This window comes from Cytobacillus sp. S13-E01, from assembly GCF_029193815.1.
Classification (GTDB): Bacteria; Bacillota; Bacilli; order Bacillales; family Bacillaceae_L; genus Bacillus_BV.
Map to the genome: position 1 here is coordinate 47,004 of NZ_JARFVC010000011.1, position 15,409 is coordinate 62,412.

A 15,409-nucleotide genomic window follows, 5' to 3' on the forward strand; every position below is an offset into this window, starting at 1 on the left:
TGTTTTATTAAAAGAGTAGTGGAATATATTTTGAATGTCAATCAATAATAAATATGCCATGTGATTGTTAAAAACAATGAAAGAAAATTGTTGTCAAAATAAATTTTGGATGTATAATTAGGTTTAGTGGTGCAATCGTTTTCACAAAGATGTAAGCGCTAAAATTCATCACCCTGTGCAATCGATTGTGCAAAATAAAATATTTACATAAACAATAGGAGGGGTCAAAATGAAGAAATTTTTATCGATGTTTATGATTATGGTTTTAGCTTTGGGCTTCTTGGCTGCTTGCGGTCCACAACGTAATGCACAAGAAGAGCCGGCAGAAGGTGGGGCTAATGAAGAGGCTACAGAAACAGACAAGCCAGAAAAGTTAACGATGTGGGTTAATGATGAAGAAAAACAAAAAGATGCTATTGCTGAAATGGTTAAAAGTTTTACAGAAGAGTATGGTATTGAAGTTGAAATGACACCAATAAGCATGCTAGATCAAGTTAAAAACCTAGCATTAGATGCACCAGCTGGAAAAGGTCCAGATGTATTCTTCCAACCACATGATCGAATTGGTGATATTGTAACACAAGGATTAGCAGAACCAGTTACACTTGATAACGCTGGTGACTACAGTGAAACGGCAATTGATGCAGTAACGTATGATGGTGAAATTTATGGTGTACCACAAGTAGTTGAAACGTATGGTCTTTTTTATAATAAAGATCTATCACCAGAGGCTCCAAGCACAATGGAAGAGCTAACTGCTCTTGCGTCAAGCCAAACGGATGCTGCTCAAGATAAATATGGCTTCTTAATGGAAGCAGCTAACTTCTACTTCGTATATCCTTTCTTTGCTGGATATGGTGGTTATGTATTTAATAAAGAAGGTGGAGCGTATGACGCTTCAGATATCGGACTAGCAAATGAGGGTGCTGTACAGGGCGGAGAATTAGTACAATCTTGGTTCACTAATGGTTATATTCCTAAAGAGATTACAGGCGATATCATGAATGGTTTATTTACTGGTGGTAAAGTAGCGGCTGTAATTACAGGTCCTTGGAATATTGCAACATACCGTGATGCTTTAGGTGATAAACTTGCTACTGCACCACTACCATTATTAGAGAATGGTGAAAACCCAAAATCATTTGTTGGGGTTAAATCATGGATGGTTTCATCTTATTCTGAAAATAAAGAGTGGGCTACAAAGCTTTTACAACACATAACAAATCAAGAAAATTCAATGTATTATTATGAAAATGCTGGTGAAATGCCTGCAAATCAAGCAGCATTAACCGATGAAAAAATTACAAATGATCCATTAATGAGTGGATTTGCAGAGCAAATTGCTTATGGTGAACCAATGCCAAGTATTCCACAAATGCAACAAGTATGGGATCCAATGGGTAGTGCACTTCAATTCATTGCTAATGGTGATGATGTAAAAGAAGTATTAGAAGAAGCTGTTCAAACGATTAAAGATAACATCGCTGCAAGTGGTGCGAAATAATCATTAAATGAGTATAGGGTGGATAGAGAGAAATCTTTCTATCCACCATTATTCATTAACCAGGAGGATTACCGATGTCTGACCAAATAGTGAAACATAAAGGACATAATCCCAAAATAGCTATCGTGCTATCAATCCTGTTTGCAGGATTAGGTCAGTTTTATAATCGTAGATTTTTAAAAGGATTCTTTTTAATCATTATAGAAGCGGCCTTCTTAATAACATTTTATAATTTCTTGAATATAGGAGTATGGGGAATTGTAACGTTAGGGGAAATCCCAAAGATTGACCACTCTATCTTTTTATTAATTCAAGGACTTGTTTCGGTTATAATAATTGGCTTTGCGTTAGTTCTTTACTATTTTAATATTATAGATGCTCGGAGAGACGCAATCAAAATACAAGAAGGAACAAAAATTCCGTCAATCAAGGAATCATTATTAAAAGCATGGGATGCTGGATTCCCTTACATTTTAGTAACACCCGGCCTAGTACTTCTAATTTTCATCGTCGTACTACCATTATTATTTATGGTTTCGCTTGCCTTCACAGACTATAACTTATACAATTCACCACCGCGAAACTTATTAAACTGGGTAGGATTTGATAACTTTGTAAATCTGGTATCGATTCCAATATGGCAAAATACATTTTTTAGCGTATTTTCTTGGACCATTGTTTGGACTGTAGTTGCAACTACATCTCAAATCGTTTTAGGGCTATTCTTAGCATTGTTAGTGAATGATTCACGGATTAAATTTAAACGTGCTATAAGAACATTGTTGATTTTACCTTGGGCGGTCCCAGCTTTTGTAACGATCCTAGTTTTTGCTGCGATGTTTAATGATAAATTTGGTGCAATCAATAGAGATATACTAAGTCAAATTGGTGTTATGATACCATGGTTAACCGATCCATTTTGGGCGAAAATAGCGTTAATCATGATTCAAACCTGGTTGGGCTTTCCATTTGTATTCGCTCTGTTCACAGGGATATTGCAAAGTATTTCAAAGGATTGGTATGAGGCTGCAGATGTTGATGGCGGGACGAGATTCCAGAAATTCCGTTTTATAACATTACCACACGTCTTATATGCAACTGCGCCATTATTAATCATGCAATACGCAGGGAATTTTAATAACTTCAATATTATTTACTTATTTAATGATGGAGGACCAGCAGTACGAGGTCAGAACGCCGGTGGAACCGACATCCTTATTTCGTGGGTGTATGACTTAACCTTTACAACAAATAACTATAACATGGCAGCAGCCATTTCCATCATTATTGGATTACTAGTAAGTGGATTTGCGTTCTATCAATTCCGTAAAACTCGTTCGTTTAAAGAGGAGGGGAATATTTAATGAATGCAAAATTAAAGTCGAAAATAGAAGTTTCATTAATATATCTGTTTTTATTGATTATGTTTGTAATCATTGCTTATCCTTTGCTTTGGACAATTGCGATGTCATTAAACCCTGGGACAAGTCTTTACTCTGCTTCAATTATTCCAGAACGAATAACCTTTGAACATTATAGATGGCTATTCTTTGATCCGAAAAGTGATTATTTAATATGGTATAAAAACAGTATTTTTGTAGCTGTAATTAACTCATTTGTTTCCGTTTTTATTACAGCATTAATAGCATATGCATTTTCTAGATATCGGTTTGTTGGAAGAAAATACGGTTTATACGCATTTTTAATTTTACAAATGTTCCCGTCATTAATGGCGATGGTTGCATTGTATATCCTTTTAAATATGCTTGGATTACTAAATACATTGTGGGGCCTAATTTTAATTTACGTGGGTGGTCAAATTCCATTTAATGCATGGTTGGTAAAAGGGTATTTTGATACAATTCCTAAAGAGCTAGATGAAGCAGCACGTATGGATGGAGCAGGACACTTCGGCGTATTCTTTAAAATTATGCTACCGCTTGCTAAACCAATTCTTGCGGTTGTTGCATTATTTAACTTTATGGCGCCATTTACAGATTATTTACTACCGAGTATTGTAATCCGTGATGCAGATAAGTTTACATTAGCACTGGGATTATTTAACTTTATTAATGATAAATTTTCTAACAATTTTACAGTATTTGCTGCAGGTTCAATTTTAATTGCACTACCAATTGCTTTAGTATTCCTGTTCCTACAAAAATATTTAATTTCAGGTTTGACTGCTGGTGGTACAAAAGGATAATCTTAAAGGCGTGAATATAAAAATGATGAATAGGGGGAGCGGAGATGAATAAACGTGTGATATCACTGTTTCTAATTCCGTTTCTTCTTTTTTACGCCTTGCCGGTTCAAGCCGTAGAAAATGAAGAACGTAGTTGGCAGGAAGAAATAATGTATTTTATTATGGTGGACCGTTTTAATAATGGTGATCCTACAAATGATTATGAGGTAGACCGTAATGACCCAAAAGCCTATCAAGGTGGAGATATAAAAGGGATAACAGCAAAACTTGACTACATAAAAGGGATGGGGTTTACGGCAATTTGGTTAACACCTATTTTTAAAAATGAACCGAAGGGATACCATGGTTACTGGACCGAAGACTTTTATGAAGTTGAAGAAAACTTTGGAACTCTAGAGGATTTCAAAGAGCTAGTCAATGAGGCTCATAAACGTGATATAAAGGTAGTCCTTGACTTTGTTGTTAATCATACAGGCTACCAAAACCCATGGTTAGAGGATCCTGACAAACAGGATTGGTTTCATGAAAGAAAAGATATTATCAATTGGAATAGTCAAGAACAAATTGAAAACAGACAACTATATGGATTGCCTGATTTGGCACAAGAAAACCCTGAAACAAAAGAATACTTACTAGAGGTTGCAAAATGGTGGATTCAAGAAACAGATATTGATGGGTATCGTCTCGATACAGTACGTCATGTACCAAAATGGTTCTGGGAAGAGTTTGCAACTGCCGTAAAATCAGTAAAAGAAGATTTCTTTTTACTTGGTGAGGTATGGGATGATGATCCAAGTTATGTAGCAGATTATACTAAAACGGGAATTGACTCTGTAGTTGACTATCCTTTTTTTAATGAAGCTGCACGGGTGTTTAGTTCCCCAGATCAATCTTTAGATCGTCTTGATACAGTCTGGCAACGAAATAAGACTCTTTATGAAAATCCTTATATACTTGGGAATTTCATTGATAACCATGACAATGTTCGTTTTACTAGAAGAGCGTTACAACAACAGGAGAATCCAATAACTAGATTAAAGCTCGCTCTTTCATATTTATACACAGCACCTGGCATTCCAATTGTGTACTATGGCACCGAAATTGCAATGGATGGTGGAGAAGACCCTGATAATAGAAGATTAATGGATTTTCGTACCGACGATGAGTTAGTAAATTATATAACTAAATTAAGTAACCTAAGAAAAAATAATTCTGCATTAACTGAAGGCGATTTCGAATTACTTCATGATGATAAAGGAATGGCTGTTTTTAAACGAACAAATGAAGATAACACAATTATTATCGCAATCAACAATTCATCCGAATCAAAAAGGTTTGACCTTTCAAATGAGGTTATTGAGCCTAATATGCAATTGACAGGAACATTAACTGATGATGTTATCCCTGGAAATTCGGATGGATACACAATTATATTAGACCGTGAATTGGCAGAGGTTTATGTACTTACTGAAAAACAAGGTGCAAATATTCCTATTATTAGCGTTTTTATTCTAGTTCCTCTCGCAACAGTTGGATTTTTCTTACTGAATAGAAGGAGACTAAAGAAAAAGGATTAGTAACATGGAGGTAAAGTATGTTAGAAGATACAAGTTTTGCGATTCATCCAGGGCAAAAAAAAACACTGGAAAATACAACATATCATGATGTCGGCAATTTATTAAACTTTGAGGAGACAAAAGGGGTCTATACATTTTCTTGTGATGCCGGCTATGTCACACTTTTATTTTACAGGCAAGATATTGTACGTATTATTATGAATCCTTTTGAGAAACCATCTGTAAAGTCGAGTGTTGCATTAGTAAAAGAGCCAGAAAAAGTTAATGTTGAAGTTGTCGAAAACGAAGTGGAGATCGCCCTTTCTACTGGGAAATTAGCCATTAAAATCTTAAAGACTCCATTTCGGGTAAGTATTTATGATGGAACTGGTACACTGTTAGTCAGAGAAACGGTAAAAGGAATGGGGTACAAAGAAAATCGTGAAGTGATCTGTTTTAAGGAGATGTCTGAAAATGATCATTTTTATGGCTTTGGTGAAAAAAGCGGGTTCTTAGATAAACGTGGCGAAAAAATGACAATGTGGAACACAGATGTGTATGCCCCCCATAATCCAGAAACAGATGCGTTGTATGAGTCAATTCCTTATTTTATGACTTTGCGAAACGGAAATGCCCATGGAATTTTCTTTGATAATACCTTTAAAACAACGTTTGATTTACGAACAGAAACAGATACATTTTCCTTTCATGCTGAGGGAGGGCAATTAGATTATTATGTACTAGCAGGGCCAACTCCCAAAGCTGTCCTTGAGCAATATACAGACCTGACTGGGAGGGCGCCAATCCCGCCAAAATGGGCGATAGGCTACCATCAATCACGTTATAGCTATGAAACAGAGCAAGAGGTTCGTGAATTAGCCAAAACGTTTTTAGAAAAAAACATTCCATTAGATGTAATCTACCTTGATATACATTATATGGATGGCTATCGTGTTTTTTCCTTTGACAAGGACCGCTTCCCAACACCTGATAAAATGATCAAGGATTTGAAAAATGCTGGTATTCGCATTGTACCAATCGTTGACCCAGGAGTTAAGGAAGATCCAGAATATAAAATATATCAAGAGGGTATTAGAAATGATCTATTTTGTAAGTATATCGAAGGAAATATATACTTTGGTGAGGTATGGCCTGGAAACAGTGCTTTCCCGGATTTCACTACGAAGAAAGCGCGTGAATGGTGGGGAGATAAGCATTCATTTTATACTGATTTAGGGATTGAAGGAATTTGGAATGACATGAACGAACCAGCAGTCTTTAATGAAACAAAGACAATGGATTTAAAAGTATTGCATGATAATGAAGGTGACCCACGTACTCATAGAGAGCTTCATAATATTTATGGTTTAATGATGGGTGAAGCGACCTATGAGGGAATGAAAAAGCAGTTATCTGGTAAACGACCATTTTTATTGACCCGTGCTGGTTATTCTGGTGTGCAGAGATATGCGGCTGTCTGGACAGGTGACAATCGTAGCTTTTGGGAGCATCTTCAAATGTCATTGCCTATGGTGATGAATTTAGGATTATCTGGTATTCCTTTTACAGGTCCTGATGTTGGGGGCTTTGCACATGATTCAAATGGTGAGCTTTTAGCTAGATGGACACAAGTTGGAGCATTTACTCCATATTTCCGTAACCACAGTGCTATAGGGTTTGCCAGACAAGAGCCATGGTCATTTGGGGTAAAATACGAAGAGGTTATTAAGAAATATATCCAGCTTCGATATCAATGGATGCCTCAATTGTACAGTTTGTTTGCAGAAGCAAATGAAACAGGAACTCCTGTAGTACGACCTTTAATGATGGGGTATCCAAATGATGAACATACATTTAATTTATCAGATCAGTTTATGTTTGGTGATAATGTCATCATTGCACCAATTATGACTCCAGGCACAACCCACCGTGCTGTCTACTTACCTGAGGATATTTGGGTGAATTATTGGACAGACGAAGTGCTAGAAGGTGGTACACATCACCTTATCCAAGCAGATTTAGAAATACTACCGATTTTTATAAAACAAGGAACGATGATTGCTCATGGTGAAGTTAAACAATCATCAGACTATATTGATGAAAAGTTAACGATTCATCTCTATACCAGTTCAGAAGGGTCTTCTCTCTTTACACTATATGAAGATGATGGCAAGACCTTTGATTATGAAAAGGGTGCATTTCTTCGTAAAACAATAAAAGCAGAGTTTCAGCAAAATAAGTTAGAACTTACAATTGAAGACGAAGGATCATACACACCAACATGGAAACACCTAGAGCTAAAACTACACAATAGCACAGAAAATTTGAAAGTAAATGTGAACGGTAAAGAGATCAGTGAAAAAGAGTATGATAGAAAAGTAAATGTAGTGACTTGTATCCTTTGATATTTAGCCAATTAGGGTGTCAGATATGACTCTTTCACCTATCTTTTACAGGAATAAAGTGGAACTAATAATTTTGTGTAAAACCACTCATTTGAATAAGAAATATAGTAAAATAAATTAAAATGGATGTTGCCGAAAGAGAGGAAGTTGCGTTCTGATGACAGTTACAATTAAAGATGTAGCAAAACTTGCTAAGGTTGCTCCGTCAACGGTATCTAGAGTAATTGCCAACAATCCTCGGATTAGTGATAAAACAAAAGAGCGAGTAAGAGAAGCGATGAAAGAGCTAGGTTATCATCCGAATTTTATAGCTAGGAGCTTAGCTAGTAAGTCAACACAATCGATTGGGCTAGTTATGCCAAGTTCAGCAGATAAAGTCTTTCAGAATCCTTTCTTTCCAGAAGTTATTCGCGGAATTAGTAAGGGAGCACATGAAAAACAATATTCATTGCATATGTCAACAGGTGAAACTGAAGATGAGATTTTTGACGGTCTCATCCAAATGGTACAGGGACGTCGAGTTGACGGAGTCGTTCTTTTATACTCGCGCTTTGATGACGAAGTTGTATCTTATTTACAAAAAAGAAATTTCCCCTTTGTTGTAATTGGAAAACCGTATAAAAATATAGAGGAAATCAATCATGTAGATAATGATAATTACCGAGCTTCTAAGGAAATCACAGAATACCTAATTGGTTTAGGTCATGAACGAATTGCTTTTGTTGGTGGAAACTTAAATTTTGTTGTGACAATAGATCGATTATTAGGATATGAAAAGGCTATTCGAAATTCGGGTCTAACGTACCGAGATGAATACATTAGCCATGAAGAATTTTTAAAAGAAGGTGGCCAAGAGGCGATTACAGAGTTATTGTCTTTAGAAGAGCCTCCTACTGCTCTGGTTGTTGCTGATGACTTGATGGCACTGGGAATATTGGGTAAGCTTGATGAAATGGGTAAGGTTGTCCCGGAGGATATTTCTGTGATTAGTTTTAATAACGTACTTTTAACAGAAATATCTAGACCACCGTTAACGTCAGTAGACATTAATATTTTTCGGTTGGGTTACGAAGCAGCTAAAAGTTTAATACAGCTAGCGGAAAATCCTAACGAAACAGTAAAACGTATTATTGTGCCATATAAAGTTATAAAGAGACAATCATGTGGTGTAGTTAATAAAATGCCAATAATTTAAAGAAGCGAAGTGGACAGGATATAGCTGTTTGCTTCGCTTTGTTAATGCTGTTTCCCTTTTATAAACGCTTCTGCAAAGAAACAAAGACCAGCACTTATTATTAGCAATGATAAAAATTATGATGAGTAGAAAACTAAATACGGGTCAAAACCCCAAAATGGATTTGACCCGTACGCATATATCTAAAGTACGTTAAAATATCTTGCTTCTGGATGTGCAAACACAATAGCTGAAACAGATGCTTCTGGTTCCATCATGAAACCGTCTGTTAACTGAATACCAATGTCTTCGGGTTTAAGCAATTCAAAAAGCTTTTCCTGGTCATCTAGATCTGGACAAGCAGGGTATCCAAATGAGAAGCGCTGTCCCTGGTATTTGGCCGAAAAGCGGTCCTTCATTGTGAAATCAGGACCATCAGGGAAGCCTAATTGATCCCTCATTAATTGATGTACTCTTTCTGCAAAACCTTCAGCAAGTTCAAGTGCTAATGCCTGAATAGCATGACTTTGTAAGAAATCTCCATCATCTTTAAACTTTTTAGCAAGTGCACGTATACCTTTACCTGCAGTTACTGCGAAAAATCCAACATAATCCATTTCCCCACTTGATACAGGTTTCAGGTAATCTGCAAGACAGAGGTAGGATCCCTTTTGCTGACGTGGGAAAGTGAATTTTTTAATAACCGTTTTTTCATCATTAGGATCATAGATAATAACCGACTCGCCATCACTTTGAGCTGGAAAGAATTGATAGACGGCAGATGGCGTGATAAGTTCTTCGTTCTTAACTTTAGTAAGCAACTTATCTACGGTATCTTTTAAAAATACTGCTTTTTCATCTTTTGTCTCAAGTAGTTGGTCAACTTTACCTTTTAACCCTAGATGATGTCCTAACAGCATTTGCATATTTATATAGGGTTCAATTTGAGCAATCGTAATATTTCGTAATAAGTGACGTTTCAGATCTGCTGGTTTGAACACTTTTACTGTAGTCGAGACAGTTGAACGATTCATAACCGCTATAGAATGATCTTTCTTTATTGGTTCGCTAATTACATCCGCTTGTTGTGCACTCCGTTTTTGTTCAAGTTCCGTTATGATTTCGTCAAATGATTCTTTGTTTTGTAAACGATTGGCTAAAGATAATCCATCCATAGCATCCTTTGCATATAACACAGGACCTGAGTATTCATGAGCAATTTTATTATTTGTAAATTTTCTAGAAAGGGCAGCTCCTCCAACTAAGATAGGAGTTGAAATACCTGCCTGGTGTAGATCCTGAGCAGTGACGACCATTTGCTGAGCCGATTTAACGAGTAAACCAGATAAGCCTACAATATCGGGCTTCTCATCCTGTATTGCTGTGATTAAGGTCTGCGGTGTTACTTTAATTCCTAAGTCGATAACCTTATAGCCATTATTACTTAGGATAATGTCGACTAAATTCTTTCCAATGTCATGAACATCGCCCTTTACCGTAGCAAGTAGAACTTTCCCTTTTCCATTACTGTCTGCTTTTATTTCCATATGTGGTTCTAAAAATGCGACAGATGCTTTCATAACCTCCGCACTTTGTAATACTTCTGCGACAATTAACTCATTATTGTTAAAAAGGACTCCAACCTCAGACATACCAGCCATTAGTGGACCATTTATTATATTCAGAGGATCACTATATTGCTTTAAAGCAAGTTCCAAATCAGGTAAAAGGCCTTCTTTTGTCCCTTCAACAATATAAGAGGCAAGGCGTTCTTCAAGCGTCATAGTTGAAGATTTAATTTTAACTTCCTTCTTTTTTCCACGATAAAAATCAGTAAAGTGCTCTAATGTACGATCGGTTGTTCTAAATAGTAAATCCTCGGCTAGCTTAATTTCTGCTTTTGGAATGGAAGCAAAGCGTTCTAGCTTTTCCGTATTAACAATCGCATAGTCAAGACCTGCTTGGGTACAGTGATAGAGGTAAACTGCATTTAAAACCTCACGACCAACTGGTGGTAGACCAAAGGATACATTACTGATTCCTAATACTGTTAAACAGTCGGGTAATGCTTGCTTTATCATCTGAATTCCTTTTACTGTTTCATTTGCTGAGCCGATATATTGTTCATCACCTGTACCGACAGGGAATACAAGAGGATCAAAAATGATATCTTTAGGGTTAAGACCATACTTGTTAACAAGTAAATCATGTGAACGCAATGCGATTTCTAGCTTTCTGTCAGCAGAAACGCCCATACCTATTTCATCTATTGTACCGACAACGATTGCTGCTCCATACTTTTTTATTAGGGGAACTATAGCTTCAAAACGTTCCTCACCGTCTTCAAGATTAATAGAATTAATAATTGCTTTTCCTTGTGAATGAATAAGAGCACGTTCTATTACTTTGTCATCGGTTGAATCTATAACAAGTGGCACCTTAATTTTTTTCGTAACATATTGAAGAAAGTTTTCCATATCCTCTAACTCATCCCGATCAGGATCTGCTAAACAAATATCAATTACATGTGCTCCGTTTTTTACTTGCGCACGTGCAACCTCAGATGCTTCTTCGTATTTCCCTTCGGCGATAAGGCGTTTGAATTTTCTCGATCCAATAACATTAGTACGTTCTCCAACAAAGAGTGGACGCATGTTTTCCTCATAGATCAATGGCTCAATTCCAGATATTGCATGAGGATGTGAGCTACTCGGTAATCCTCTTGGTTTGATATCTTTGACTACCTCTGCGATCGCTTTTATATGGTCTGGAGTAGTTCCGCAGCAACCACCGACTATATTTAACCAACCTTTTTCGGCAAATCCTCTAAGTTTCCGAGCTAAAGATTCCGGTGATTCATGATATTGACCTTCTTCATCTGGTAGCCCTGCATTTGGATAACAGCTTACTGCAGTATTAGCAAGGCTTGAAAGAGAACGGATGTGGTCTGTCATGAATTCAGGACCTGTTGCACAATTTAGTCCAATAGCAATTGGCTTCATATGTTCAAGGGATAAGTAGAAGGCTTCAATATTTTGACCTGCAAGAGTTGTACCCATTGGCTCAATCGTACCTGACACGACTAAGGGAAGGGTTAGCCCCGTTTCCTTAAATGCTTCACTAATCCCAATATAGGCAGCTTTTACATTAAGCATATCCTGACTTGTTTCGAGTAGCAGTAAATCTGCTCCTCCCCTTATAAGGCCTCGTGCTTGCTCTTCGTATGTTTTGATTAATTCATCAAATGTAGTTCCACCTGTTACAGACAAAGTTTTAGTCGTTGGTCCCATAGAGCCTGCGACAAATCTTGGCCAATCTGGAGTAGAAAATTTAATTGCAATCTCTTTTGCGAGTTTTGCAGACTTTTCATTTAGGTCGAAGGCAAGATGGCCTAAATTATATTCGTCTAAAACAAGGCTTGTTGCACCAAAGGTATTTGTCTCAATAATATCTGCACCTGCTTTTAGATATTCTTCATGAATATATCTAATTGTTTCAGGAGCCGTGATGGTTAAGTACTCATTGCATCCGTCATATTCTTCTCCACCAAAGTCTGCCGCTGTTAAGTTAGCATCTTGAATCATTGTTCCCATTGCGCCATCGATAACGAGTATCTTCTTTTGAATCTGTTGTTCTAAAATAGCATTAACCATTAATGTACCGCCTTTCTACTGAGGGCAAGTTGCTTGTCATGAATGTATTTTGTTAATTCAACCGTCATTTCATATCGCAAAAATGGTGTAATTAAGTAAATACCATTAAATAAGTCATAGGCTGCATCAATAAGTGATTTAGCAATTGCAATACCTTCTTGATTTGATTTAATTGGATCATTGTTTACTGCGTTCATTCTGTCTCTAATAGACTGAGATAAAGTGATTCCAGGAACTTCATGATGAATAAAGTCTGCATTTCTAGCACTTGTCAATGGCATAATCCCTATATAAATAGGGGTAGTTAAATGTTTAGTGTGCTCATAAACGTCGATTATTTGACTTTCACTATATAAAGGCTGAGTAATAAAATAATGCGCACCATATGATATTTTCTTTTCTAAGCGAATGACTGCTTTATCGAGATGTCGAACATTAGGATTAAATGCAGCTGCAATTGAAAAGTTTGTTTTTTGCCCTAAAGGGTTTCCAGAATACGAGATGCCTTCATTAAACTGTTTAATTAAACCGATTAAGTCAAACGAAGATAAATCATAAACTGAGGTAGCACCAGGGAAGTCACCAATTTTTGAAGGATCCCCCGTAACGGCTAGAACTTCATTCATACCAAGAGTATGTAAACCCATAAGATGTGATTGTAGGCCAATAAGATTTCTGTCTCTACAGGTTACATGAATTAAAGGTTTCATATCTAATTGTTGTTTTAAGATGGACCCAACCGCAACATTACTAATACGTGGTGATGCCAGAGAATTATCAGCGAGCGTAAGTCCATCGATTCCCACCTTTTGTAATGCTTTAGCACCTTCAAGAAACTTTGAAAGTCCTAGTTTTTTTGGAGGGTCAAGCTCAACTATAACTGAACGATTTTGTTTTACCTTTTCGTATAGTGGGGGAGTCGAATCAGAATCTGCACTTGATACACTAATTTCTACAGGCCGGTTTTTTACTAGTTTTTCAGTGATTGGTCGTAATCCTTTTAAGGTTTTCGCCATTGCTTCAATGTGTTTTGGAGAGGTACCGCAACAACCACCAATTAGTCGGGCACCTTGCTCACGAAATTTCAAGGCACTTTCAGCGAAATAGCTCTCATTTGTTTCATATACAAGCCTACCATCTTGATAATCTGGTAAACTTGCATTCGGGTAGACCGATAAAAAGACATCCTTAGGAATTGGTACTTCCTCAAGAGAACGAATCATATGATGCGGACCTAATCTACAGTTTAATCCGACAATATCTGCTCCCAGTTGTTCTAACTCTAAAAAGGCATCTGCTAAAGGTGTCCCATCTTGAAGAACCCCTATCTCATGCAGTGATAGATTGGCCACAATTGGTTTGTTTGTTTCTTTTCTAGCAATTTGGAGAACAGTTTTTAATTCCTCAAAATCATAAAATGTTTCTAAAAGGATACCGTCAACATCTTCAGATAAAAGATAAAATAGTTGCTCACGAAAGCTCCTCTTTATTTCCTCAATTGAAATTGTATTTTTCTTGAAGCTTCTAACTCCACCCATTGTACCAAGGACGTATGCTTTATTTTTTGCCGCTTTTTTTGCCAACTGAACACCTGAAAGATTTATCTCTTTTACGGAGTCTTCTAGCCCGTACCGAGATAATTTGGGATAGTTGGCTCCATAGGTGTTGGTTTGAATAACGTTTGCCCCTGCATTTATATATGCTTCATGTATTTTTTCAATTTCAGCCTTGTTTAATAGATTTAATTCTTCAAAACAGCTATCAATTCCATGGGAGTAGAGGAGGGTTCCCATCGCTCCATCGGCTATTAAAATGTTGTTTTTTAAATCTTCGAGCATGCCCATGATCATTCCCCCTTAGTGTAATTATTTATAAAGAAAAAAAGCCTTCTAGAAGAAGAAGACTTTGTTGGTTATTAAGTGCTCTCCTTATCTTTCGAATTTGTGAATTCGCTGGATTTAGCACCAATTCCATTTGGAACGGTTGCCGGGCATCGTAGGGCCAGTCCCTCCGCCACTCTAGATAAGAATCTTTATTTAATTAGTAATTTTAATGCATTAAAGTTGTATAGTAGTAAATTCTATCTAATTATATTATATAAAGCAAGGGATTATTAAGATTTTTTTGAATATTTTTTTATCCGACGCTTAAGTGGAAGTAAACCACCCACCTCAAAACTTGGAGAATGCGAATGTTTAGGTGAGGGGGGACTTCCCCTTAAGGTCCGACGACGCACAGGACGTGCACGCTTCCTAGCGTTATAGGCTCAACTGACAATCAGTGAGGGAAGAAGGTTCACCTTTATCTAAAGTTTAAAAATTGTACTTCTATCGGTAGATCTGCTCTGCGAATGGCTGACATGATTTGTTGTAAGTCATCTTTATTTTTACCGGTTACACGGATTTGATCGTCTTGGATTTGGCTTTTCACTTTTAGGCCACTGTTTTTTATTAGTGCGTTAATTTTTTTTGCATTTTCTTTATCAATACCTTGGACAAGTTTGCCTCGTTGGCGGATGGTGCCACCTGATGCTTTTTCGATTTTTCCATAATCAATGTTCTTAGTAGGAACCCCACGTTTGATCAATTTTGAAACGAGTACATCTTTTAATTGCTCTAATTTGTATTCATCATCTGAAACAAGGACCAGTTCTTCCTTATCTAATGAAATATCACTTTTACTGCCCTTGAAATCATACCGATTTAGGATTTCTTTTAATGCAATGCTAATAGCATTTGATACTTCAGGTAATTCTACTTTAGAAACGACGTCAAATGAACTTTCTTTAGACATTTTAAACCTCCGAATATGTATTGTATAGTTTGATTATAGTAAAATTATCAAGGAAGGACAACTTATGGAGGAAAAGTGTTATAATTACAATTTGATTAGGCAACGATTAGAAAAGAAC

At 36.7% G+C, this 15,409-nt stretch carries 9 protein-coding genes and 1 riboswitch; of the genes, 6 read left to right on the forward strand and 3 right to left on the reverse strand.

Going from position 1 to position 15,409, the window contains the following annotated elements; genetic code table 11:
• Positions 1–229 precede the first annotated feature (229 nt).
• The 6 genes from PY093_RS09635 (at position 230) to PY093_RS09660 (ending at position 8,866) form a co-directional block, all read left to right on the forward strand.
• Positions 230–1,504 carry a sugar ABC transporter substrate-binding protein gene (locus PY093_RS09635; RefSeq protein ID WP_275645681.1) on the forward strand — a complete coding sequence of 425 codons (1,275 nt, stop codon included), beginning with the start codon at positions 230–232 and terminating at the stop codon, positions 1,502–1,504.
• 74 nt (positions 1,505–1,578) lie between these two features.
• The gene (locus PY093_RS09640) at positions 1,579–2,868 is read left to right on the forward strand and encodes a sugar ABC transporter permease (protein WP_275645682.1); all 1,290 of its coding nucleotides are present in this window, start codon (positions 1,579–1,581) and stop codon (positions 2,866–2,868) included.
• Positions 2,868–3,710, forward strand: coding sequence for a sugar ABC transporter permease (locus tag PY093_RS09645; RefSeq protein ID WP_275645683.1), 843 nt, complete (start codon positions 2,868–2,870; stop codon positions 3,708–3,710). The genes PY093_RS09640 and PY093_RS09645 overlap by 1 nt, the downstream gene beginning before the upstream one ends.
• Before the next feature lie 44 nt (positions 3,711–3,754).
• Positions 3,755–5,287 (forward strand): alpha-amylase family glycosyl hydrolase, encoded by a 1,533-nt coding sequence (locus tag PY093_RS09650; protein WP_275645684.1) that lies wholly within the window; start codon positions 3,755–3,757, stop codon positions 5,285–5,287.
• A 17-nt stretch (positions 5,288–5,304) separates the two neighbouring features.
• Positions 5,305–7,671 (forward strand): glycoside hydrolase family 31 protein, encoded by a 2,367-nt coding sequence (locus PY093_RS09655; protein WP_275645685.1) that lies wholly within the window; start codon positions 5,305–5,307, stop codon positions 7,669–7,671.
• A 157-nt stretch (positions 7,672–7,828) separates the two neighbouring features.
• Positions 7,829–8,866 (forward strand): LacI family DNA-binding transcriptional regulator, encoded by a 1,038-nt coding sequence (locus PY093_RS09660; protein WP_275645686.1) that lies wholly within the window; start codon positions 7,829–7,831, stop codon positions 8,864–8,866.
• A 182-nt stretch (positions 8,867–9,048) separates the two neighbouring features.
• Here PY093_RS09660 and metH read toward each other — a convergent pair whose 3' ends face one another.
• The 3 genes from metH to PY093_RS09675 form a co-directional block, all read right to left on the reverse strand.
• Positions 9,049–12,498: a methionine synthase gene (gene metH / locus PY093_RS09665; protein WP_275645687.1), complete on the reverse strand. Its 3,450-nt coding sequence runs from the start codon at positions 12,496–12,498 to the stop codon at positions 9,049–9,051.
• The gene (locus PY093_RS09670) at positions 12,498–14,342 is read right to left on the reverse strand and encodes a bifunctional homocysteine S-methyltransferase/methylenetetrahydrofolate reductase (RefSeq protein WP_275645688.1); all 1,845 of its coding nucleotides are present in this window, start codon (positions 14,340–14,342) and stop codon (positions 12,498–12,500) included. The genes metH and PY093_RS09670 overlap by 1 nt, the downstream gene beginning before the upstream one ends.
• 81 nt (positions 14,343–14,423) lie before the next feature.
• Positions 14,424–14,527, reverse strand: a riboswitch (SAM riboswitch).
• A gap of 272 nt (positions 14,528–14,799) precedes the next feature.
• Entirely contained in the window at positions 14,800–15,291 is a 492-nt protein-coding gene (locus PY093_RS09675) for a YajQ family cyclic di-GMP-binding protein (RefSeq protein WP_275645689.1), read from the reverse strand.
• Between the last annotated feature and the right edge of the window lie 118 nt (positions 15,292–15,409).

What these genes read in the sequence shown, in the direction of transcription:
- PY093_RS09640 (WP_275645682.1), top strand. Translation starts at nt 1,579, where the DNA reads ATGTCTGACCAAATAGTGAAACATAAAGGACATAATCCCAAAATAGCT.
- PY093_RS09645 (WP_275645683.1), top strand. Translation starts at nt 2,868, where the DNA reads ATGAATGCAAAATTAAAGTCGAAAATAGAAGTTTCATTAATATATCTG.
- PY093_RS09655 (WP_275645685.1), top strand. Translation starts at nt 5,305, where the DNA reads ATGTTAGAAGATACAAGTTTTGCGATTCATCCAGGGCAAAAAAAAACA.
- metH (WP_275645687.1), bottom strand. Translation starts at nt 12,498, where the DNA reads ATGGTTAATGCTATTTTAGAACAACAGATTCAAAAGAAGATACTCGTT.
- PY093_RS09675 (WP_275645689.1), bottom strand. Translation starts at nt 15,291, where the DNA reads ATGTCTAAAGAAAGTTCATTTGACGTCGTTTCTAAAGTAGAATTACCT.
- PY093_RS09660 (WP_275645686.1), top strand. Translation starts at nt 7,829, where the DNA reads ATGACAGTTACAATTAAAGATGTAGCAAAACTTGCTAAGGTTGCTCCG.
- PY093_RS09635 (WP_275645681.1), top strand. Translation starts at nt 230, where the DNA reads ATGAAGAAATTTTTATCGATGTTTATGATTATGGTTTTAGCTTTGGGC.
- PY093_RS09650 (WP_275645684.1), top strand. Translation starts at nt 3,755, where the DNA reads ATGAATAAACGTGTGATATCACTGTTTCTAATTCCGTTTCTTCTTTTT.
- PY093_RS09670 (WP_275645688.1), bottom strand. Translation starts at nt 14,342, where the DNA reads ATGGGCATGCTCGAAGATTTAAAAAACAACATTTTAATAGCCGATGGA.